The sequence below is a fragment of the Caulobacter sp. UC70_42 genome, from assembly GCF_044056025.1.
Classification (GTDB): Bacteria; Pseudomonadota; Alphaproteobacteria; order Caulobacterales; family Caulobacteraceae; genus Caulobacter.
The window spans coordinates 2065915-2080777 of the sequence record NZ_CP171994.1 but is presented as its reverse complement, the minus strand read 5'-3'; the positions used below and the strand labels follow the sequence as shown (position 1 = coordinate 2080777).

12 protein-coding genes and 6 pseudogenes are annotated in these 14863 nt (G+C 67.7%); 9 read left to right on the top strand and 9 right to left on the bottom strand.

Going from position 1 to position 14863, the window contains the following annotated elements:
* Window positions 1-107: 107 nt before the first annotated feature.
* The 4 genes and pseudogenes from ACHMW8_RS10460 (at window position 108) to ACHMW8_RS10445 (ending at window position 2726) form a co-directional block, all read left to right on the top strand.
* A complete protein-coding gene (locus ACHMW8_RS10460; protein WP_395445499.1) occupies window positions 108-875 on the top strand; it encodes a substrate-binding periplasmic protein in 768 nt (255 codons plus the stop codon).
* Window positions 875-1306: pseudogene (locus tag ACHMW8_RS10455) on the top strand (ABC transporter permease subunit); the annotation flags it as partial. The gene ACHMW8_RS10460 and the pseudogene ACHMW8_RS10455, both read left to right, overlap by 1 nt.
* Before the next feature lie 219 nt (window positions 1307-1525).
* Window positions 1526-2250, top strand: a pseudogene (locus ACHMW8_RS10450) (amino acid ABC transporter ATP-binding protein).
* Window positions 2251-2267: 17 nt separating this feature from the next.
* Window positions 2268-2726 (top strand): DUF3299 domain-containing protein, encoded by a 459-nt coding sequence (locus ACHMW8_RS10445; RefSeq protein ID WP_395445498.1) that lies wholly within the window; start codon window positions 2268-2270, stop codon window positions 2724-2726.
* On the opposite strand, the gene ACHMW8_RS10440 is transcribed toward ACHMW8_RS10445, so the two are convergent.
* From ACHMW8_RS10440 to ACHMW8_RS10410, 7 genes and pseudogenes are all read right to left on the bottom strand, one after another.
* Entirely contained in the window at window positions 2723-3658 is a 936-nt protein-coding gene (locus ACHMW8_RS10440; protein WP_395445497.1) for a 2-hydroxyacid dehydrogenase, read from the bottom strand. The two genes, ACHMW8_RS10445 and ACHMW8_RS10440, sit on opposite strands and share 4 nt — an antisense overlap.
* A 31-nt stretch (window positions 3659-3689) precedes the next feature.
* On the bottom strand, window positions 3690-5102 hold the full coding sequence (locus ACHMW8_RS10435) for an NAD(P)/FAD-dependent oxidoreductase (RefSeq protein WP_395445496.1): 1413 nt from the start codon (window positions 5100-5102) through the stop codon (window positions 3690-3692).
* Between the two features lie 2 nt (window positions 5103-5104).
* Complete coding sequence (locus ACHMW8_RS10430; protein ID WP_395445495.1) at window positions 5105-5461, bottom strand: cupin domain-containing protein; 357 nt, start codon at window positions 5459-5461, stop codon at window positions 5105-5107.
* 3 nt (window positions 5462-5464) lie between these two features.
* A pseudogene (locus ACHMW8_RS10425) lies at window positions 5465-6835 on the bottom strand (NAD-dependent succinate-semialdehyde dehydrogenase); the annotation flags it as partial.
* A gap of 107 nt (window positions 6836-6942) precedes the next feature.
* Window positions 6943-7158 (bottom strand): hypothetical protein, encoded by a 216-nt coding sequence (locus ACHMW8_RS10420; protein ID WP_395445938.1) that lies wholly within the window; start codon window positions 7156-7158, stop codon window positions 6943-6945.
* A 100-nt stretch (window positions 7159-7258) separates the two neighbouring features.
* Window positions 7259-8170 (bottom strand): annotated as a pseudogene (locus ACHMW8_RS10415) (aminotransferase class III-fold pyridoxal phosphate-dependent enzyme); the annotation flags it as partial.
* 184 nt (window positions 8171-8354) lie between these two features.
* On the bottom strand, window positions 8355-9293 hold the full coding sequence (locus ACHMW8_RS10410) for a LysR substrate-binding domain-containing protein (protein WP_158624659.1): 939 nt from the start codon (window positions 9291-9293) through the stop codon (window positions 8355-8357).
* Window positions 9294-9729: 436 nt separating this feature from the next.
* Here ACHMW8_RS10410 and ACHMW8_RS10405 point away from each other — a divergent pair.
* Both ACHMW8_RS10405 and ACHMW8_RS10400 read left to right on the top strand, forming a co-directional pair.
* Window positions 9730-10350, top strand: a pseudogene (locus tag ACHMW8_RS10405) (hypothetical protein); the annotation flags it as partial.
* A gap of 70 nt (window positions 10351-10420) precedes the next feature.
* Window positions 10421-11116, top strand: a pseudogene (locus ACHMW8_RS10400) (S41 family peptidase).
* 158 nt (window positions 11117-11274) lie between these two features.
* Here the strand turns inward: ACHMW8_RS10400 and ACHMW8_RS10395 are convergent.
* Together ACHMW8_RS10395 and ACHMW8_RS10390 are read right to left on the bottom strand one after the other, a co-directional pair.
* Window positions 11275-11982: a M13-type metalloendopeptidase gene (locus ACHMW8_RS10395; RefSeq protein ID WP_395445494.1), complete on the bottom strand. Its 708-nt coding sequence runs from the start codon at window positions 11980-11982 to the stop codon at window positions 11275-11277.
* Between the two features lie 70 nt (window positions 11983-12052).
* On the bottom strand, window positions 12053-13117 hold the full coding sequence (locus ACHMW8_RS10390) for a hypothetical protein (RefSeq protein ID WP_395445493.1): 1065 nt from the start codon (window positions 13115-13117) through the stop codon (window positions 12053-12055).
* 310 nt (window positions 13118-13427) lie between these two features.
* Between ACHMW8_RS10390 and ACHMW8_RS10385 the strand changes: the two genes are divergently transcribed.
* The 3 genes from ACHMW8_RS10385 to ACHMW8_RS10375 are packed head-to-tail and all read left to right on the top strand — an operon-like array spanning window position 13428 to window position 14671.
* Complete coding sequence (locus tag ACHMW8_RS10385) at window positions 13428-13814, top strand: hypothetical protein (RefSeq protein ID WP_125156845.1); 387 nt, start codon at window positions 13428-13430, stop codon at window positions 13812-13814.
* Between the two features lie 6 nt (window positions 13815-13820).
* Window positions 13821-14336 carry an RNA polymerase sigma factor gene (locus tag ACHMW8_RS10380; protein ID WP_158624665.1) on the top strand — a complete coding sequence of 172 codons (516 nt, stop codon included), beginning with the start codon at window positions 13821-13823 and terminating at the stop codon, window positions 14334-14336.
* 5 nt (window positions 14337-14341) lie between these two features.
* Entirely contained in the window at window positions 14342-14671 is a 330-nt protein-coding gene (locus ACHMW8_RS10375) for a hypothetical protein (RefSeq protein ID WP_395445492.1), read from the top strand.
* Window positions 14672-14863: the final 192 nt, after the last annotated feature.

Sequence of the window (14863 nt, the reverse complement as noted above, 5' to 3'; positions counted from 1 at the left end):
CAGGCCATCGCCCGCTACTAGGCAGACGCAGGGGCGCTGGACCGGAGACTCCTCCCCGGCCCGGTCCAGCGCCCCCGGCCCAAATGCGCCGACACCAAGAGGCCCGAGTGAATACCCAAACCCATCCTACCCGCCGGACCCTGATGGCGATGAGCGGCGCCGCCTTGGCGCTCGGGGCCTGCGGCCGAAAATCCGGCGCGCCCGGCGCGCTGGTCGTCGGCTCGACCGCGACCGGCGCTCCGTTCAGCTTCCTGGACCTCAAGACCAACCAGTTGACCGGGGCGATGATCGACATCGCCCACGCGGTCGCGGCCAAGGCCGGGCTCGCCATCCGCATCCAGACCACCACCTTCGCGGCGCTGGTGCCGTCGCTGACCGCCCGCAAGATCGACATGATCGCGGCCGGCATCCTGCGCACGCCCGAACGGGAAAAGGTCGTGGCCTTCACCGATCCCGTCTATGCCTATGGCGGCGGCGTGGTCACGGCCCCGGGCCAGACCCGTCCGATCCGCGCGCTGGCGGACCTCAAGGGCCTCTCCGTCGGCGCTCAGGTTGGCACCCGCTTCGTCGACCAACTGGCCCAGGCCGGCGTCACCGACGTCAAGACCTACGACAATCTGGGCGATATCCTGCAGGACCTGGGCAACGGCCGCATCGCGGCCGGTTACGGCGATGCGCCGATCCTGGCGCATCGGCTGCGCACGACGCCCAACGCCACGCTGCGCCTGGCCCCGGACTTCACGCCCCCTTCGCGCGAGGACGTCTGCCTGCTGGTGCGCCGCGATGATCCGGCCCTGCTGGCCAAGCTGAACGCCGCCATCGGCCAGATCAAGGCGACGGAAATCGCCGCGATCCTGACCAAGTGGTCCCTCTGATGGACCAGTTCCTCACCGACGCGGTGAAGTTCCTGCCCATCCTGATGTCGGGGCTTGGGGTCACGATCGCCGTCACCCTGGCCGCGCTCGTGATCAGCGTGATCCTGGGCCTGGTCTGGGCCCTGATGGGCATTTCCAGGAATCGCATGCTGCGCGCGATCAGCCGGGTGGTGATCAACACCGTCCGCGGCGTCCCCATCATCGTCCAGCTGTTCTATGTCTACTTCGTGCTGCCCGAGCTGGGCGTCCAGCTGGACGCCTTCGTGGCCGGCGCGATCGGCCTGGGCGTGGCCTACTCCGTCTATCAGGCCGAGAACTTCCGGGCCGGCTTCTCGTCGGTGGATCCGATGCTGATCGAGACCGCCCAGTCCCTGGGCATGAGCGAGCGCAAGATCATGCTGCGCGTGATCATGCCGCTGGCCATCCGCGTCACGCTTCCGCCGTTTGGCAACACGTCTGTAATGCTGCTCAAGGACTCCTCGATCGCCTCGAACGATCACCGTGGCCGAACTCACGCGCGCCGGTCAGCTCCTGGCCGTCAGCACTTTCCAGAACATGTCGGTCTACACCCTGATCGCCCTGCTCTATCTGGCCATGAGCCTGCCCTTGACCTATCTGGTCGGCCGCCTCGAACGCAGGTTCGCCCGCAAATGATCAGTCTCAAGAACGTCAGCAAGTCCTTCGGCGACACCCAGGTGCTCAAGGACATCAGCTTCGAGGTTCAGCGCGGCGAGGTGGTCTGCCTGATCGGGCCGTCCGGCTCGGGCAAGTCGACCATCCTGCGCTGCATCAACGGCCTGGAGCGGCACGACGGCGGCGAGATCGTGGTCGACGGGTCCGTGCTCGGCGAAAAGTCCCTGCCGGCCATTCGCGCCAAGGTCGCCATGGTGTTCCAGAGGTTCAACCTCTTCCCCCACCGCACCGCCCTGGAAAACGTCGCCGAAGGCCCGATCCATGTCGCCGGGCGGCCGGTCGCCGAGGCCATGACCGAGGCGCGAACCCTGCTCGAGCGGGTCGGCCTGGGCGACAAGTGCGACGCCTACCCCGCCAAGCTCTCCGGCGGTCAGCAACAGCGGGTCGGCATCGCGCGCGCCCTGGCCATGAAGCCGCAAGCGATCCTGTTCGACGAACCGACCTCGGCGCTGGACCCGAACGGGTCGGCGAGGTGCTGAAGGTGATGCGGACCCTGGCCGACGAGGGCATGACCATGGTCATCGTCACGCACGAGATCGGCTTTGCTCGCGAAGTCGCCGACCGTGTTCTGTTCATGGACGGCGGCCGCATCGTCGAGAGTGGTCCGGCGCGGGAAGTCCTGACCGCGCCGAAGGTCGAGCGCACCCGCGTGTTCCTCGACCGGGTGCTCAATCCCCTCTAGCGCCAGGAGGCCTCGGCATGATCGATCGACGCAAGCTGCTCGCCGGCCTCACGACCACGGCGGCCTTGGCGCCATTGTCGCAAGCCGTCGCTCATCCCGGCGGCGACGAGCGGGATATCTCGCGCGACCCGCTCTGGGCCGTACTGGGCGCCACCACGCTCAGCCAGTCGCCGCCGGACTACGCCTATAGGGCCCAGTACCCGGCGGCCGTTCAGACGATGAGCGGCCGCGAGATCGAGATCTCCGGTTTCATCACGCCGCTGACCATGGAGCGCCAGGCGCAGCGGTTCATCGTCTCACGCTACTCGATCGAGTGCTGCCCCGAGGGCCAGCCCAACGAGATCATCGAGGTCTTCGCCGATGAGCCGGTCCTGCAGCAGAAGAGCCAGGAGATCCGCCTGCGCGGGCGGTTCGATGTGCAGGATAACGGCCAGATCGGGCTGCTCTTCCGTCTCAGCGGCGCGCGCCTGGTTTAGTAGCCCGCGTCCCGGTCCACGAGGTCGAGCAGCGCCTCGCCAGCAAGATGCCGGCGAATATTGGCCACGATCGTCGGTCCGGCCGTCCCTGGCGGCGTCAGGGCCGAGGCGTGCGGCGTCACGGTGATGCGCGGGTCCGACCAGAACGGATGACCGGCCGGCAAGGGCTCGGTCGCGAAGACGTCCAGGGTGGCGTTGGACAGATGGCCGGCGTCGAGCGCGGGGATGAGGTCGGCCTCGACCAGATGCGCGCCCCGGCCGACATTGATCAGGCTGGCGCCCGACAGATGCGACAGCGTCCGGGCGTTCAGCACGCCACGGGTCGCCGGCGTCAGGGGCAGCAGACAGACCACCACCTCACAGGGCTCGAGAAAGACCTCGATGGGTCCGTCGAACGCGGCGACGCCGGGCAGATCCTTTGGTGTCCGGCTCCAGCCGCGCACGGAAAAGCCGTTGGCGGCAAGACGGGTTGCGCAGGCTCCGCCCAACTGGCCCAACCCCAGGATCCCGACCGTTCGCTCCCCCGCCAGCGGCGCGGCCAGCTGGCGCCAGACACCCTCGCGCTGCTGGGCTTCATAGGCCGGCATCAGGCGGTGATAGTGCAACACCCGGGCGAGCACGAACTCGACCATGCCCTGGGTGAGGCCCGCATCGCGCATGCGTGCGATCGGCACGTCCGGCAGGTCGCTGTCCTGCAGGATCCGATCCACCCCCGCGCCGATGCACAACACCGCGCGCAGATTGGGAAACTGCCGCAGGAAGCCGTCAGGCTGGGCCCAGACGACGACGTAATCGACCTCTTCCTTCGCGCCACTGTCGGGCCAGACACGCCAGTCGAAGTCCGGCGCGGTCTGATCGAAAGCCGCCAGCCATGGCTCGGGCCGGACGCCGAAGCAGGCGAACAGCACAACCGTCTTGCCCTGAGCGTCCATGGAATCCCCGCCGCCGCGTCTCGGGCCTGCCCTACTGCTTGCTGAGCCGGCGCACCAGGGGGGCGTCCAGCGGCGCGGGCCGCTTGGCCTTCATCGCCGCGTCCATGCGGGCGAAGCCGTCCTGGACGTAGCGCACGCCCAGCCAGCGCGCCGGCTCGGGCTCCCAGTCGGGCGAGCGGTTGCCGACGCTGGGCAGGAACTCCAGGCCCGTCGGCTTGCCGGTGATCATCCCGGCCAGGATGCGCGCGGAGATGTTCGTCGTCGACACGCCCCGGCCAGTGTAGCCGAACAGCTGGCCGATCTTGGTGCGCGGATCGAAGCTGATCGTGGGCGTCCAGTCGCGCGACACCCCCAGATAACCCGCCCAACTGTGGGAGAAGGCGACGCCATCAAGGGCGGGAAACCACTCGACCAGGGTCTCGCGCATGGTCTTGGCCGTGGCCGCGTCCCAGGGCTGATCCATGTTGGAGTTCAAGTGGTAGGGCGCGCCGCGGCTGCCATAGAGAATGCGGCCGTCGGTGGTCTTGGTGAAGTAGTCGACCATATTGACCTGCGAGCCCAGGCCCTCGCCGTCCGCCCAGCCGATGCTGGCCCACTGCGCGGCGCTCAAGGGCTCGGTGAGGACGATCAGCGACGACATCGGCAGAAGCTTGCGGCGGAAGCGCGGTTGCTGGGTCAGATAGGCTTCGCCCGCCGCGACGATCGCCTTGCGAGCCACCAGCACGCCGCTGTCGGTGTGCAGGCGGGGCGTCTCGCCCGGCTCGAAGCGGGTCACCGGCGACTGCTCGTAGATCACCCCGCCCAGGCGCTCGACGGCTTGGGCGAGACCGCGCACCAGCTTGGCCGGATGGACAGTGGCGCTCTTGGGCGAGAACAGCGCGCCCTCGATCTCGGTGGCCCGCACCTTCTCGCGGGCGGCTTCGGCGCCGAGCAGCAGGTTCTGATCCGCCAGGCCCAGGCGTTCGTAGGCGCGATGGGAGGCTTGGACCGCCGGAAGTTGAGCCTTGCCGCGCGCCAGGCTGAGAATGCCGGTCTGGCGGTACTCCGCGTCGATACCTTCGCGCGCGCAGACGCGCCCGACCTCCTCGACGGCGTCATACATCGCCAGAAGGGTCTTGCGGCCGATCTCGACGCCGTAGCGCCTGGCCAGGGTGCTTGCATCCAGCGGATAGCGTGACGAGCACCAGCCGCCGTTGCGCCCCGAGGCGCCGTAGCCGCAGATGTCCTTCTCGAGGATCGCGACCTGCAAACCGGGATTGTCGCGCATCAGATAATAGGCGGTCCACAAGCCGGAGAAGCCGCCGCCCAGGATCGCGACATCGACGCTCACCTGCCCCTTGAGCGGGGCGCGAGGCCTCAGATCATCGTTGCAGGTCTCCAGCCAGAAGCTGGTGTCGCGATAGGCCTGCGTTTCCGCGACGGCCGTGAGAGGCTGTGGCCGCATGTTCATCGCGCTTCATCGAAAATGACATAGGCCTTGCGGGCCTTGGTCTCGATCGTCCAGACGCCGCCGGTGTCGGCCGGAAAATAGACCGCCTCGCCAGCCACGATGCGGATTGGCTCCCCCTCGTCTGGCTCGAACACGCACTCGCCTTCCAGGAAGACGCAGAACTCGGCGGCCAGCACCTGCCGGCGCCAGCGGCCTGGGCTGCACTCCCAAACGCCCGTCCGGGTGGAGGCGGCGGCCTGCGAGGCGAAGCCGCGCACGGCGATCTGAGAAACGGGATCGCCGATCGGGACCGGCGCGGGATTGGCGGGCGGCATGGCGGCGAAGAGCTCGGCCGGCGCGAATTTGATGATCATGGCCTAGTCCTCCGCGATATCGCTGCACAGAAGTTTGAGTTCGACGAACTCGTCGACGCCGTGGCGAGATCCTTCGCGGCCCAGGCCCGACTCCTTGACCCCGCCAAAGGGCGCGACCTCGGTGGAGATCAGGCCCGTGTTCAGCCCGACCATGCCGTATTCCAGCGCCTCGCCGACCCTCCACGAGCGGTCCAGGTCACGCGTGAAGAGGTACGCCGCGAGGCCGGCGCTGGTGTCGTTGGCGATCGCGATGGCCTCGGCTTCGGTTTCGAACCGGATCAGGCCGGCGACGGGACCGAAGGTCTCTTCCCGGGCCATGGCCATGTCTCCAGTGACGCCCGTCAGCACGGTTGGCGCGTAGAAGTAGCCCGCCCCCGCGAGCGCTTGGCCGCCGGTGCGCACGACCGCGCCGCCCGCGACGGCGTTCTCGACATGACGGGCCACCTTGGCGGCGGCGGCGGCGTTGATCAGCGGCCCCTGGTCGGTGGGACCGGACAGGCCATCGCCTACCACCAGCTTTTCAACGCGCGCCGTCAGCTTCCGCGCGAAGGCCTCGTAGACGCCGGCCTGCACCAGCAGGCGGTTTGCGCAGACGCAGGTCTGGCCGGTGTTTCGGAACTTCGAGGCCATCGCGCCCTCGACAGCCTTGTCCAGGTCGGCGTCGTCGAAGACGATGAACGGCGCGTTGCCGCCCAGTTCCAGCGATACGCGCTTGACCGTGGCCATGCAGCGGGCGGCCAGCATCTTCCCGACCGGCGTCGATCCCGTGAAGGTGAACTTGCGCACCCGCGGATCGCCGGTCAGCACCTCGCCGATCGGGGCGGCCTGCCCCGTCACGACGTTGAACACGCCCGGCGGCACGCCCGCCTCCTCGCCCAGCGCGGCCAGGGCCAGGGCGGAGAAGGGGGTCAGCTCGGACGGCTTGAGCACCACCGTGCAGCCCACCGCCAGGGCGGGGCCGACCTTGCGGGTGATCATCGCCGCCGGAAAGTTCCACGGCGTCACCGCCGCCACCACGCCGATCGGCTGCTTCAGCGCCAACAGGCGCTTGCTGGCGTCGTGCCCCGGAATGACGTCGCCGTAGACGCGCTTGGCCTCCTCGGAAAACCACTCAAGGAAGCTGGCCGCATAGGCCACCTCCCCGCGCGCCTCGGCCAGGGGCTTGCCCTGTTCGGCGGTCATCAACCGGGCCAGATCCTCGACGTTCTCCAGGATCAGGTCGCGCCAGCGCCGCAGGATCGCGCCCCGCGCCTTTGCGCTCAGCTTGCGCCACGGCTCGAAGGCGGCATGAGCCGCGGCGACGGCTTGGGTCGCGACATCCGCGCCAAGATCCGGAACGGCGCCAAGGCGCTGGCCGGTGGCGGGGGAGGTCACGGCGATCTCCTCGGGACCGCCGATCCATTGGCCATCGACATAGGCGACCTGGCGCAGAAGGTCGGGCCGTCTCAGCGCCAGGGCCGGAAGGTGGTTCGCGCCGTCCATCAGGCGATATCCAGGCGCAGGCTGTCCTCGAGGATGTCGAGGCCCTCGTCCAGCTGCTCGAGGGGGATGGTCAAAGGCGCCAGCACCCGGATCGTCTCGCCGCCGACGCCGCAGGTCAGCAGGATCAGGCCGCGCTCCAGGGCCCGCCCCGCCACGGCCTTGGCGCCAGCGCCGTCGGGCTGTCCATCGGCGGTCACGACATCGAAGCCGATCATCGCCCCCCGGGCCACGCAGGCCGCGGGTCGGGATCAGGTCGTCGCGCCCGGCGAAGCCCGCGATGCGCTCACGCAGCCGCGCGCCTATGAGGTCGGCGCGCGCGCACAGGGCCTCGTCCGCCATGACGTCGAGCACCGCCAGGGCCGCGGCGCAGGCGACCGGTGAGCCGCCGTAGGTCCCGCCCAGGCCGCCGGGCTCGACGGCGTCCAAAAGCGACGCGCGTCCAATGACGCCGGACAGGGGAAAGCCCCCGGCCAGCGACTTGGCCACGGTGATCAGGTCGGGCCGCACGCTCCAATGCTCGGCGCCGAACATCTTGCCCGTGCGGCCAAAGCCGGTCTGGACCTCGTCGGCGATCAGCAGGATGCCATGCGTGTCGCAAATGGCCCGCAGCGCGGTCATCAGGGCGTCGGGCGCGGGATGGAAGCCGCCCTCGCCCTGCACGGGCTCGATGATGATCGCCGCCACGGAACTGGGATGCAGGTCGGCGGCGAACAGGAAGTCGAGGGCCTTGAGGCTGTCCTCGACGCTGACGCCCTGCGCCGCGATCGGAAACGGCGCATGGAAGATATTGGCCGGCGCGCCGCCGAACATGCGCTTGTAGGGCGCGACCTTTCCGGTAAGCGCCGAGGACAGGGTCGTACGGCCGTGGAAAGCGCCGGTGAACGCGATCACGCCAGGCCGGCCCGTGGCCGCCCGCGCGATCTTCACCGCGTTCTCGACGGCCTCGGCGCCGCTGGTGAACAAGATCGTCTTGGCCGGTCCGTCGATCGGGGCCAGGGCGTTGAGGCGCTCGGCCAACGCCACATAGGGCTCGTAGGCCAGCACCTGGAAGGCGGTGTGGGTAAAGCGCTCCAACTGGTCCTGAACCGCCGCCATCACCCGAGGATGACGATGGCCGACGTTGAGGACGGCGATGCCGCCGGCAAAATCGATGTAGCGGCGTCCCTCTACGTCCCAGATCTCGGCGTTGAACGCTCTGTCCGCATAGACCGTCGTGGAGCTGGCCACGCCCGAGGACACCGCCGCGCGGCGCCGCTCCAGGAGGGAAGCGTTGGAAACAGGAGCGGTCGCGAAGGCGGACAAGGCAGCTCTCTCAGGAAACAAAACACCTGAGAGGATGCTCGATCACAACCGCCGCGATGCGGAGATGACAACTCCGCTGCGAGTGGTGACAAAACGTCACCGATACGCGTCACCAGCGCGCCGCTTCTCCTTCGGCCTCTCGCACCAACCATCGCCGGAAGGCCAGCAGCGCCGGTGTGCGCCAGCGGTCGCGTCGGGCCGAAAACACATAGCGGCCCATGACGATCGGCTGTGCGCCGACCAACGCGCCGACATCCACCAGCCGGCCCGCCTTGAAATCGTCGCCGACCAGGAAGGCGTTGGCCAGGGCCAGGCCCTCCCCGCGCCGGGCGGCGTCGACGGCCAGGTGGGCATGCCAGAGCCGGTGGCCGGGCAGATCCGGCTCCGAGGTGACGCCATTGGCCTCGAACCAGGCGGTCCACTGTCGGGCGTTCTCCTCGTGCAGCAGAGGCCCCTGCAAGAGATCCGCCGCGGTCGAGGGTCGGCCCAAGGTGTCAAGGCGCGCTGGACTGGCGACAGCCAGAACCGGCGGGCGAGCCAGTTGCACCGTTTCGATCTCTCCGGCGGGCGGCTTGTCCGGCGCGGCGTCGATCACATAGCGGATGTCGCCGTCCATATCGCGCCGCGTGAAGTCCGGCGCGGTGTCCGAGGGACGCAGCACCAGTTGGATCTCGGGATGGGACTGGCGAAAGTCGGCCAGGCGCGCCAGGAGCCAGTTGGAGGCCAGACCGGGGATGCAGGAAATCTGCAGCGTGCGCTCGTCCGAGCCATGCAGGAGATCGGCGGAAGCAACAGCGATTTCGTTGAGGGCGGAGGTTATGCGAGCGTGAAACTTCGCGCCCTCTGGCGTCAGCTTGCCGCCATTGGCGCCGCGCTCGACCAGCGGGACGCCGGCCCAGACCTCCAGACTGCGAAGATGCCGGCTGACTGCGGCGTGGTCCAGCTCCAGCACCGCGGCGGCCTTGCGGATGCCGCCAAATTCGCCGACGGCCGCGAACGCGCGCAGGGCCGTGAAAGGCGGCGTCGCGCGACGGTTCCAAAAGACCATGCGGGGATCTTCGGGGGACGTTGCACGCGGCGACATTCAAAACTCCAATACCGCCCTCAGGCTATTGCAAGCGTTGCGTCATGTCATCTTGAGCGTCCGCGCCGAACTTACGCTCCGGCAGGTGCGCGGGCATGTCAAAAGCCAGGCCGGGCTTCTGTTGCGTCTCTCTAAACTGTTTTCATGGGCGTCGCGCGCCGAACACGCCGACGCGCTTTTGGACCTAGGCTGCGCTAGTCGTCGATCACTTCGCACGGCAGGGGGAAATCGCGCATCACCGCGATGGCGATGACCTAGTCTTCTCCGAGTCCAGCGCCTTTGCTACGGCGATGTCATTGTCATCAAGGACTACTATCTCGGCGCAAGGATCGAGACCTTCTACTACGCCGATCACAGTCAATTCTTCATCTAGGCGAGGGATGGCGCAATACTCGCACGGGTGGAATGGCCCGCCCATGCACGCAAGGAGGACTTGGATGGTATCGCCTGTCGGCGTCGGCCCCGGCCCACAGCCATATCAGCCGCTCACCGCGCCGGCCCAGGCTGGCGCGGACGTGGAGACGGGCGCGCCCTCGACGGAAACGCTTGCCGATCGCCTGAAGCTCGCGGACGAGCTGTCGGCGCAGGCGGCCGAGCAGGCCAAGCCGCAGGAAGTCGGCCAATTGACGGCCCGCGAGGCGAAGGCTCGCCACGATCAGTTGTCGCTGATGCAGCGTGCGGGCGTGTTCCAATATATGGGCATGAACGCTGTCCTGAAGGGCGAGAAAACCAACTCGCTCGACACCTACATGGGGCCGCCGCAACGATTGGTGCGACGCCCTGTGGCGCGGCCGATCAAACCCCCGCCACGACGACGGCGGTCGTGCGCCGCCTCGCCGAGGCCCTGGAGCAACGCTTTGTCTTTCCTGAGAGAGGAGAGGCCTATGCGGCCATGCTGCGCCGCAAGCTCGACGCGGGCGGCTACGCCGACATATCCGACGCTGAAACCCTGGCGAGAACCGTAACGGCGGACCTACAGGCGGTGGCGCCGGACGGACATCTTCACCTTAGCGCCCCCGCGAGCGGACAAGCCGGAGACCACGGCGACAACCGCCGCCACGCCACCGCCGCGACGGCCCCGCCCCGACCCGATGGAACAGGCTGGCTGGATCGCGCCCAACATCGCCTATGTCCGTTTCAATGCCTTCGCGGGCGGCGACGAGGCCCGTCATGTGGCGCGGTTCCTCGACGCCCACCAGGAGGCCAAGGCCTTGATCATCGATGGCCGCACTCACCATGGCGGCGGGCTCGAGGAGATGAACGCGATTTTCTCCCGGATCTTTTCAAAGCCCGGAACCCTCATGGTGATGGAGACCCGCGCGGGCGTAGGACGACGGTGAAGACGCCCCTCTGCGGCTTTTGTGCGCGTCGAGGCTCCAAAGGCGGTTCGACGTTTCGAGCAGCGCGCCGTGCCTGGCGCTGATACGCCATGGCGCTCCGCAAGGATCTACTATCTGATCTCCGGCCGGACGGTGTCCGCTGGCGAGCATCTCGCGGCCGTGCTCAAGGGAACAGGCCGGGGCCTTCTCATCGGCGAGAAGACCGCTGGAGCGGGAAGCTACGGTGGAACCGTGGAGCTGCCGGGCGGTTATTCTGCCTTCATTCCGGTTGGCCGTAGCTACTTTCCAGGATCATCCGGATGGGACGGGACGGGGGTTGCTCCCGACGTTACCGCGCCTCGGGAACGCGCTCTCACGGAGGCGCTGATCCGTGAGGGGGTCGCGCCCGCCGAAGCTGAGCGCCTTTCATCCACTCACATGCCGTCCGGCCCGATGACGAAACGATAGCGGCCCCGCCGTAGCCATCGACCTCCGCGCTAATGCCTCTTATGTCGAAGCCGAAAACTTGACCGCAGCCCAGCTTGGCTGATTTCCACACTGGAGTGGCCAATGAGCGCCCCAGCCCTCATCGTCAAAGCGGGGCGCCGCCGCGCCTTGGCTGGCGACTACCAGAAGCGCACCCGTTCGTGCTCTGGCAAGAAGAGCCGGCCCTCAGCCGCCGAGCCGAACGCCGCATACCAGGCATCCATGTTCCTGACCGTCAGCGCCCGTTCGCGCCCTGGCGCATGTGCGTCGGATTGGAGCAGGGTCCTTAGGAAGGGTTCGCGATAGGCGGAGCGCCAAGCCTGCGCCCACGCAATGAAGAAGCGTTGATCGGCGGTCATGCCGTCGAGCATTGGCCGGGCGCTTGCGGGAAGATTACGAAACGCTGCGTAGGCGACCTCAAGCCCTGCTAGATCGGCGATGTTCTCGCCGATCGTCAGTGCGCCGTTCACCGGAACATCCTTGAGCGGTTCGTAGCTGGAAGCCTGGGCGATCAGCGCTCGTTCGCGCTGCTGGAAGGCTTCGACGTCGGCCTGCGTCCACCAGTCGCGAAGGGCGCCATGCTCGTCGTATTTGCGCCCCTGGTCATCGAACAGGTGACACAGTTCGTGGGCCACCGTTGCGCCTATCCGCGCGTAGTTGACGGCCGCGTCGGCCTTCGGATCGAACAGCGGGGGCTGAAGAATGGCCGCGGGGAGGATGATCTCGTTGGCGCCGGCGCTGGCGAAGGCGTTGGGGACGGTGACCGGGGCCACCCAGGCGTCGCGATCGATCGGCCGGTCGAGCCTGGCGACCAGATCGGCGAACCGCGCGGCGTTGAGACGGGCCACATTGCCAATCAAGTCATCGCGCGCGATCGGAACCTGCGCGCCGGCTGGCCAACGATCCGGATAGCCGATCTTAAGGCGGGTCCGGGCTAGCTTCGTCCCGCGCCCGTATCCGCGTTGTCGGCGTCATCCACGCAGCCGCGGCCAGTTTAGCGTCCAACGCGGCCACGATGTTCTTGACCAGACGAGCGGCCTGCCCTCGCGCCTCAGGAGTCAGGTGGGCCGCGACATAGGCCCGCCCGACGTCGTCGCCCAAGAGGTTGGTCACGAGCGACACACCTTGGCGCCAACGGGGGGGCTGCTCGGCGGTCCCAGCCAGCGCCGTCCCGAACAAGGCAAAGCGCGCGTCGGCGAAGGCGGGCGGCAGATAGCGGGCGTAGGTCGTCAGCACCCTGACGCGCAGATAATCCTGAAGGACACGAATTGGCGTTCTTGCCCATACCGCTGCTTCGCCCGCTAGGGCGTCGGGCTGGGCGACGATATAGCGTGGGCGGCCGTCCAGCTTCATCGCGCCCAGCCATGACCTCCAGTCGAAGCCCCGAGCCTCCCGCTCAAGATCGGTGACGGTGTAGGCGTTGTAGGACGCGTCGGCGTTGCGGGCGTCGCTGGGCGCCCGATGAACCTGGGCCAGCGCCGTCTCGAACGCTATGATCGCGTCCGCGCGGTCGAGGGCGGTATCGACGCCGCTCAGGGTAAGGATGCGCTCCAGATACGACCGATAGGCCGTCAGGCGCACGCTGGCTCCGCCGCCGGCGAGATAGAGGTCGCGGCCAGGCAGGACCAGCCCGCCCTGTTTGAGTGTCACCACCATGGCGCCAGGCGCTTTGTCGTCTTCGCCAATGCCGATGGCGAAAAGTCCGCCGACGTCATAGGGCGCGAGCCGCCCCATCACCGCGGCCAGCCGAGAATGATCGGCGGCGGCGGCAACCTGATTCAGCCAGGGCCGAAGCTTTGCAAGGCCATGCGCCGTGATCGTCGTCTGATCGATGTAGCTCGCATAGAGATCGCCCATCCGCGATCCAGGCCGACTGGCGGCATTTTGGATGATGCTGCGGATGTCGGCGGCCGTCCGGTCCTGCATCGTGATCGGCGCCCCGTCCAGGCTCGATCCGGTGGGATCGTCGCTGCGCGCTGCCATGTCCCGTTTGCAAAGGCGTAGAAGTCGTCGCCTGGGCGCACCGACCGATCCATCCCCTCCATGTCCAGGCCGACCGGCGTCGACGCGATGGCGCGCCTTCCGGCGGTCAAGGCAATGGCTACGGTTGCGACAAGCAGAAGGCGACGGTTTGGCATGATGCTAGTCCTGCAAAGAGCCAACAGCTCTCGGTCAGGGCATGACGGCGACGCTGGCCTCTCGAGATGCGGCGAAGCCGAAAATTTCTTTCCCCAACGTTGCATCCGCCAGCGGCCCGAGGTTCGTCTGAAGACAGGCTCAATGAGGAAGCGCCATGCTGGACGCCCATTTCGCGGGAGCGACGATTGTCAGCGTCGCGATCGCCATCATCGCGCTGACGGGCCTTATCCAGGCGCTGCGGCTGGTGCGCTTGGCGATGCTTCATAAGACGCTCCGCCGCATTATCGACGCGGGCTTGCCGATCGACATCGACCTCCTCGACCGCGCACTGGGCGACCGTCCCCGCGTCGAGCGCGGGCTGTCGGACCTTCGCAACGGATCATTGCTTCTCGCCCTGGCCCTGGCCTGCGCCTTCTTCGCGCTAATCCAGACTGACAGCGCAATCCGCCGAATGGCCTTCGGCGTCGGCGCCTTTCCCTTACTCGTCGGTTCGCTGATGACGGTCTGGGGGGGCATAACGCTCCGCCGCCAACGCGATTGACCGGTGGTGGACGACGCCCTCTTGAACGCGCGCGCCGCCAACGGAGACCGGAAAGCGTTCGCGTTGCTCGTCGCGCGCCACGAAGCGCGGTTGCGTGGGTTCTTACGCCGGATCGCCAGCCCCTCCGACGCCGACGATCTGGCGCAGGACACCTTCGTGCGCGCCTGGGAGCGCGCTGCGCAGTTTCAGGCGGGCGGGAGCTATGCTGCGTGGCTGACGCAGATCGGGTGGCGACTGTTTCTCGATGAGCGCCGGCGCGTCACATCGCGCGCCAAGCGCGACGTGACCGCGACCGAGCAATTGGCGAACACCCAAGCCCACGGAGGCGATCTGGGTCTCGATCTGGCGGCCGCGCTCGAGCGCCTGGACCCGCAGGCCCGCGCCGCTATCGCGCTTTGCGACGGCCAGGGATGGACCCACGAGGAAGCCGCCGCGATGCTCGATCTGCCGCTAGGCACGCTCAAGAGCCTGATCTCGCGCGGCAAGGCCAAGCTGCGCGCGTTCCTGACGACTGGAGGCTAAGTCGAATGACCAACGAGGAATTGGACGCGCTGCTTGCGTCGTCGCTGCCCGAGCCGCCGCGCGAGCCGGACCCGGACTTCGTCGATCACAGCGCCAAGAGAATCGCAGTACGCGCGCTGCTCGAACGAGAGGAGAAGGCGGCGATCCAGAAAGGCGCCTGGGACCTGGCCGTCGCAGTTGCCCTGATTGGAACGCTGCTCGTTTGGAGTGGCCCTTATGGCGACGGCCTGGCAGATATTGGTGTGACCATGCTGGTTGTCGGCTTCTGGGCATTCAGCCATCAATGGGTTTTCCCGGACTTCTCCTTCGGTCGCGACCGCACCCGAGATAGATAAGCTTCGAACGTCGACGCGGAATTGCGCCCCCAATGCGCGCCAGAGCCTCGACGCGAAGTCCACGCTGCGCAGAAGCAGAACTTGGCGCCGCGGCCGAATGCGGGCGTGCCGCAAAGCGCCATTTGCGATGGGGTGGACGCCCCCTGACGGCATCGAAGTGCCAGAGTGGAGGTGTTGAAGCACCACTTGAAG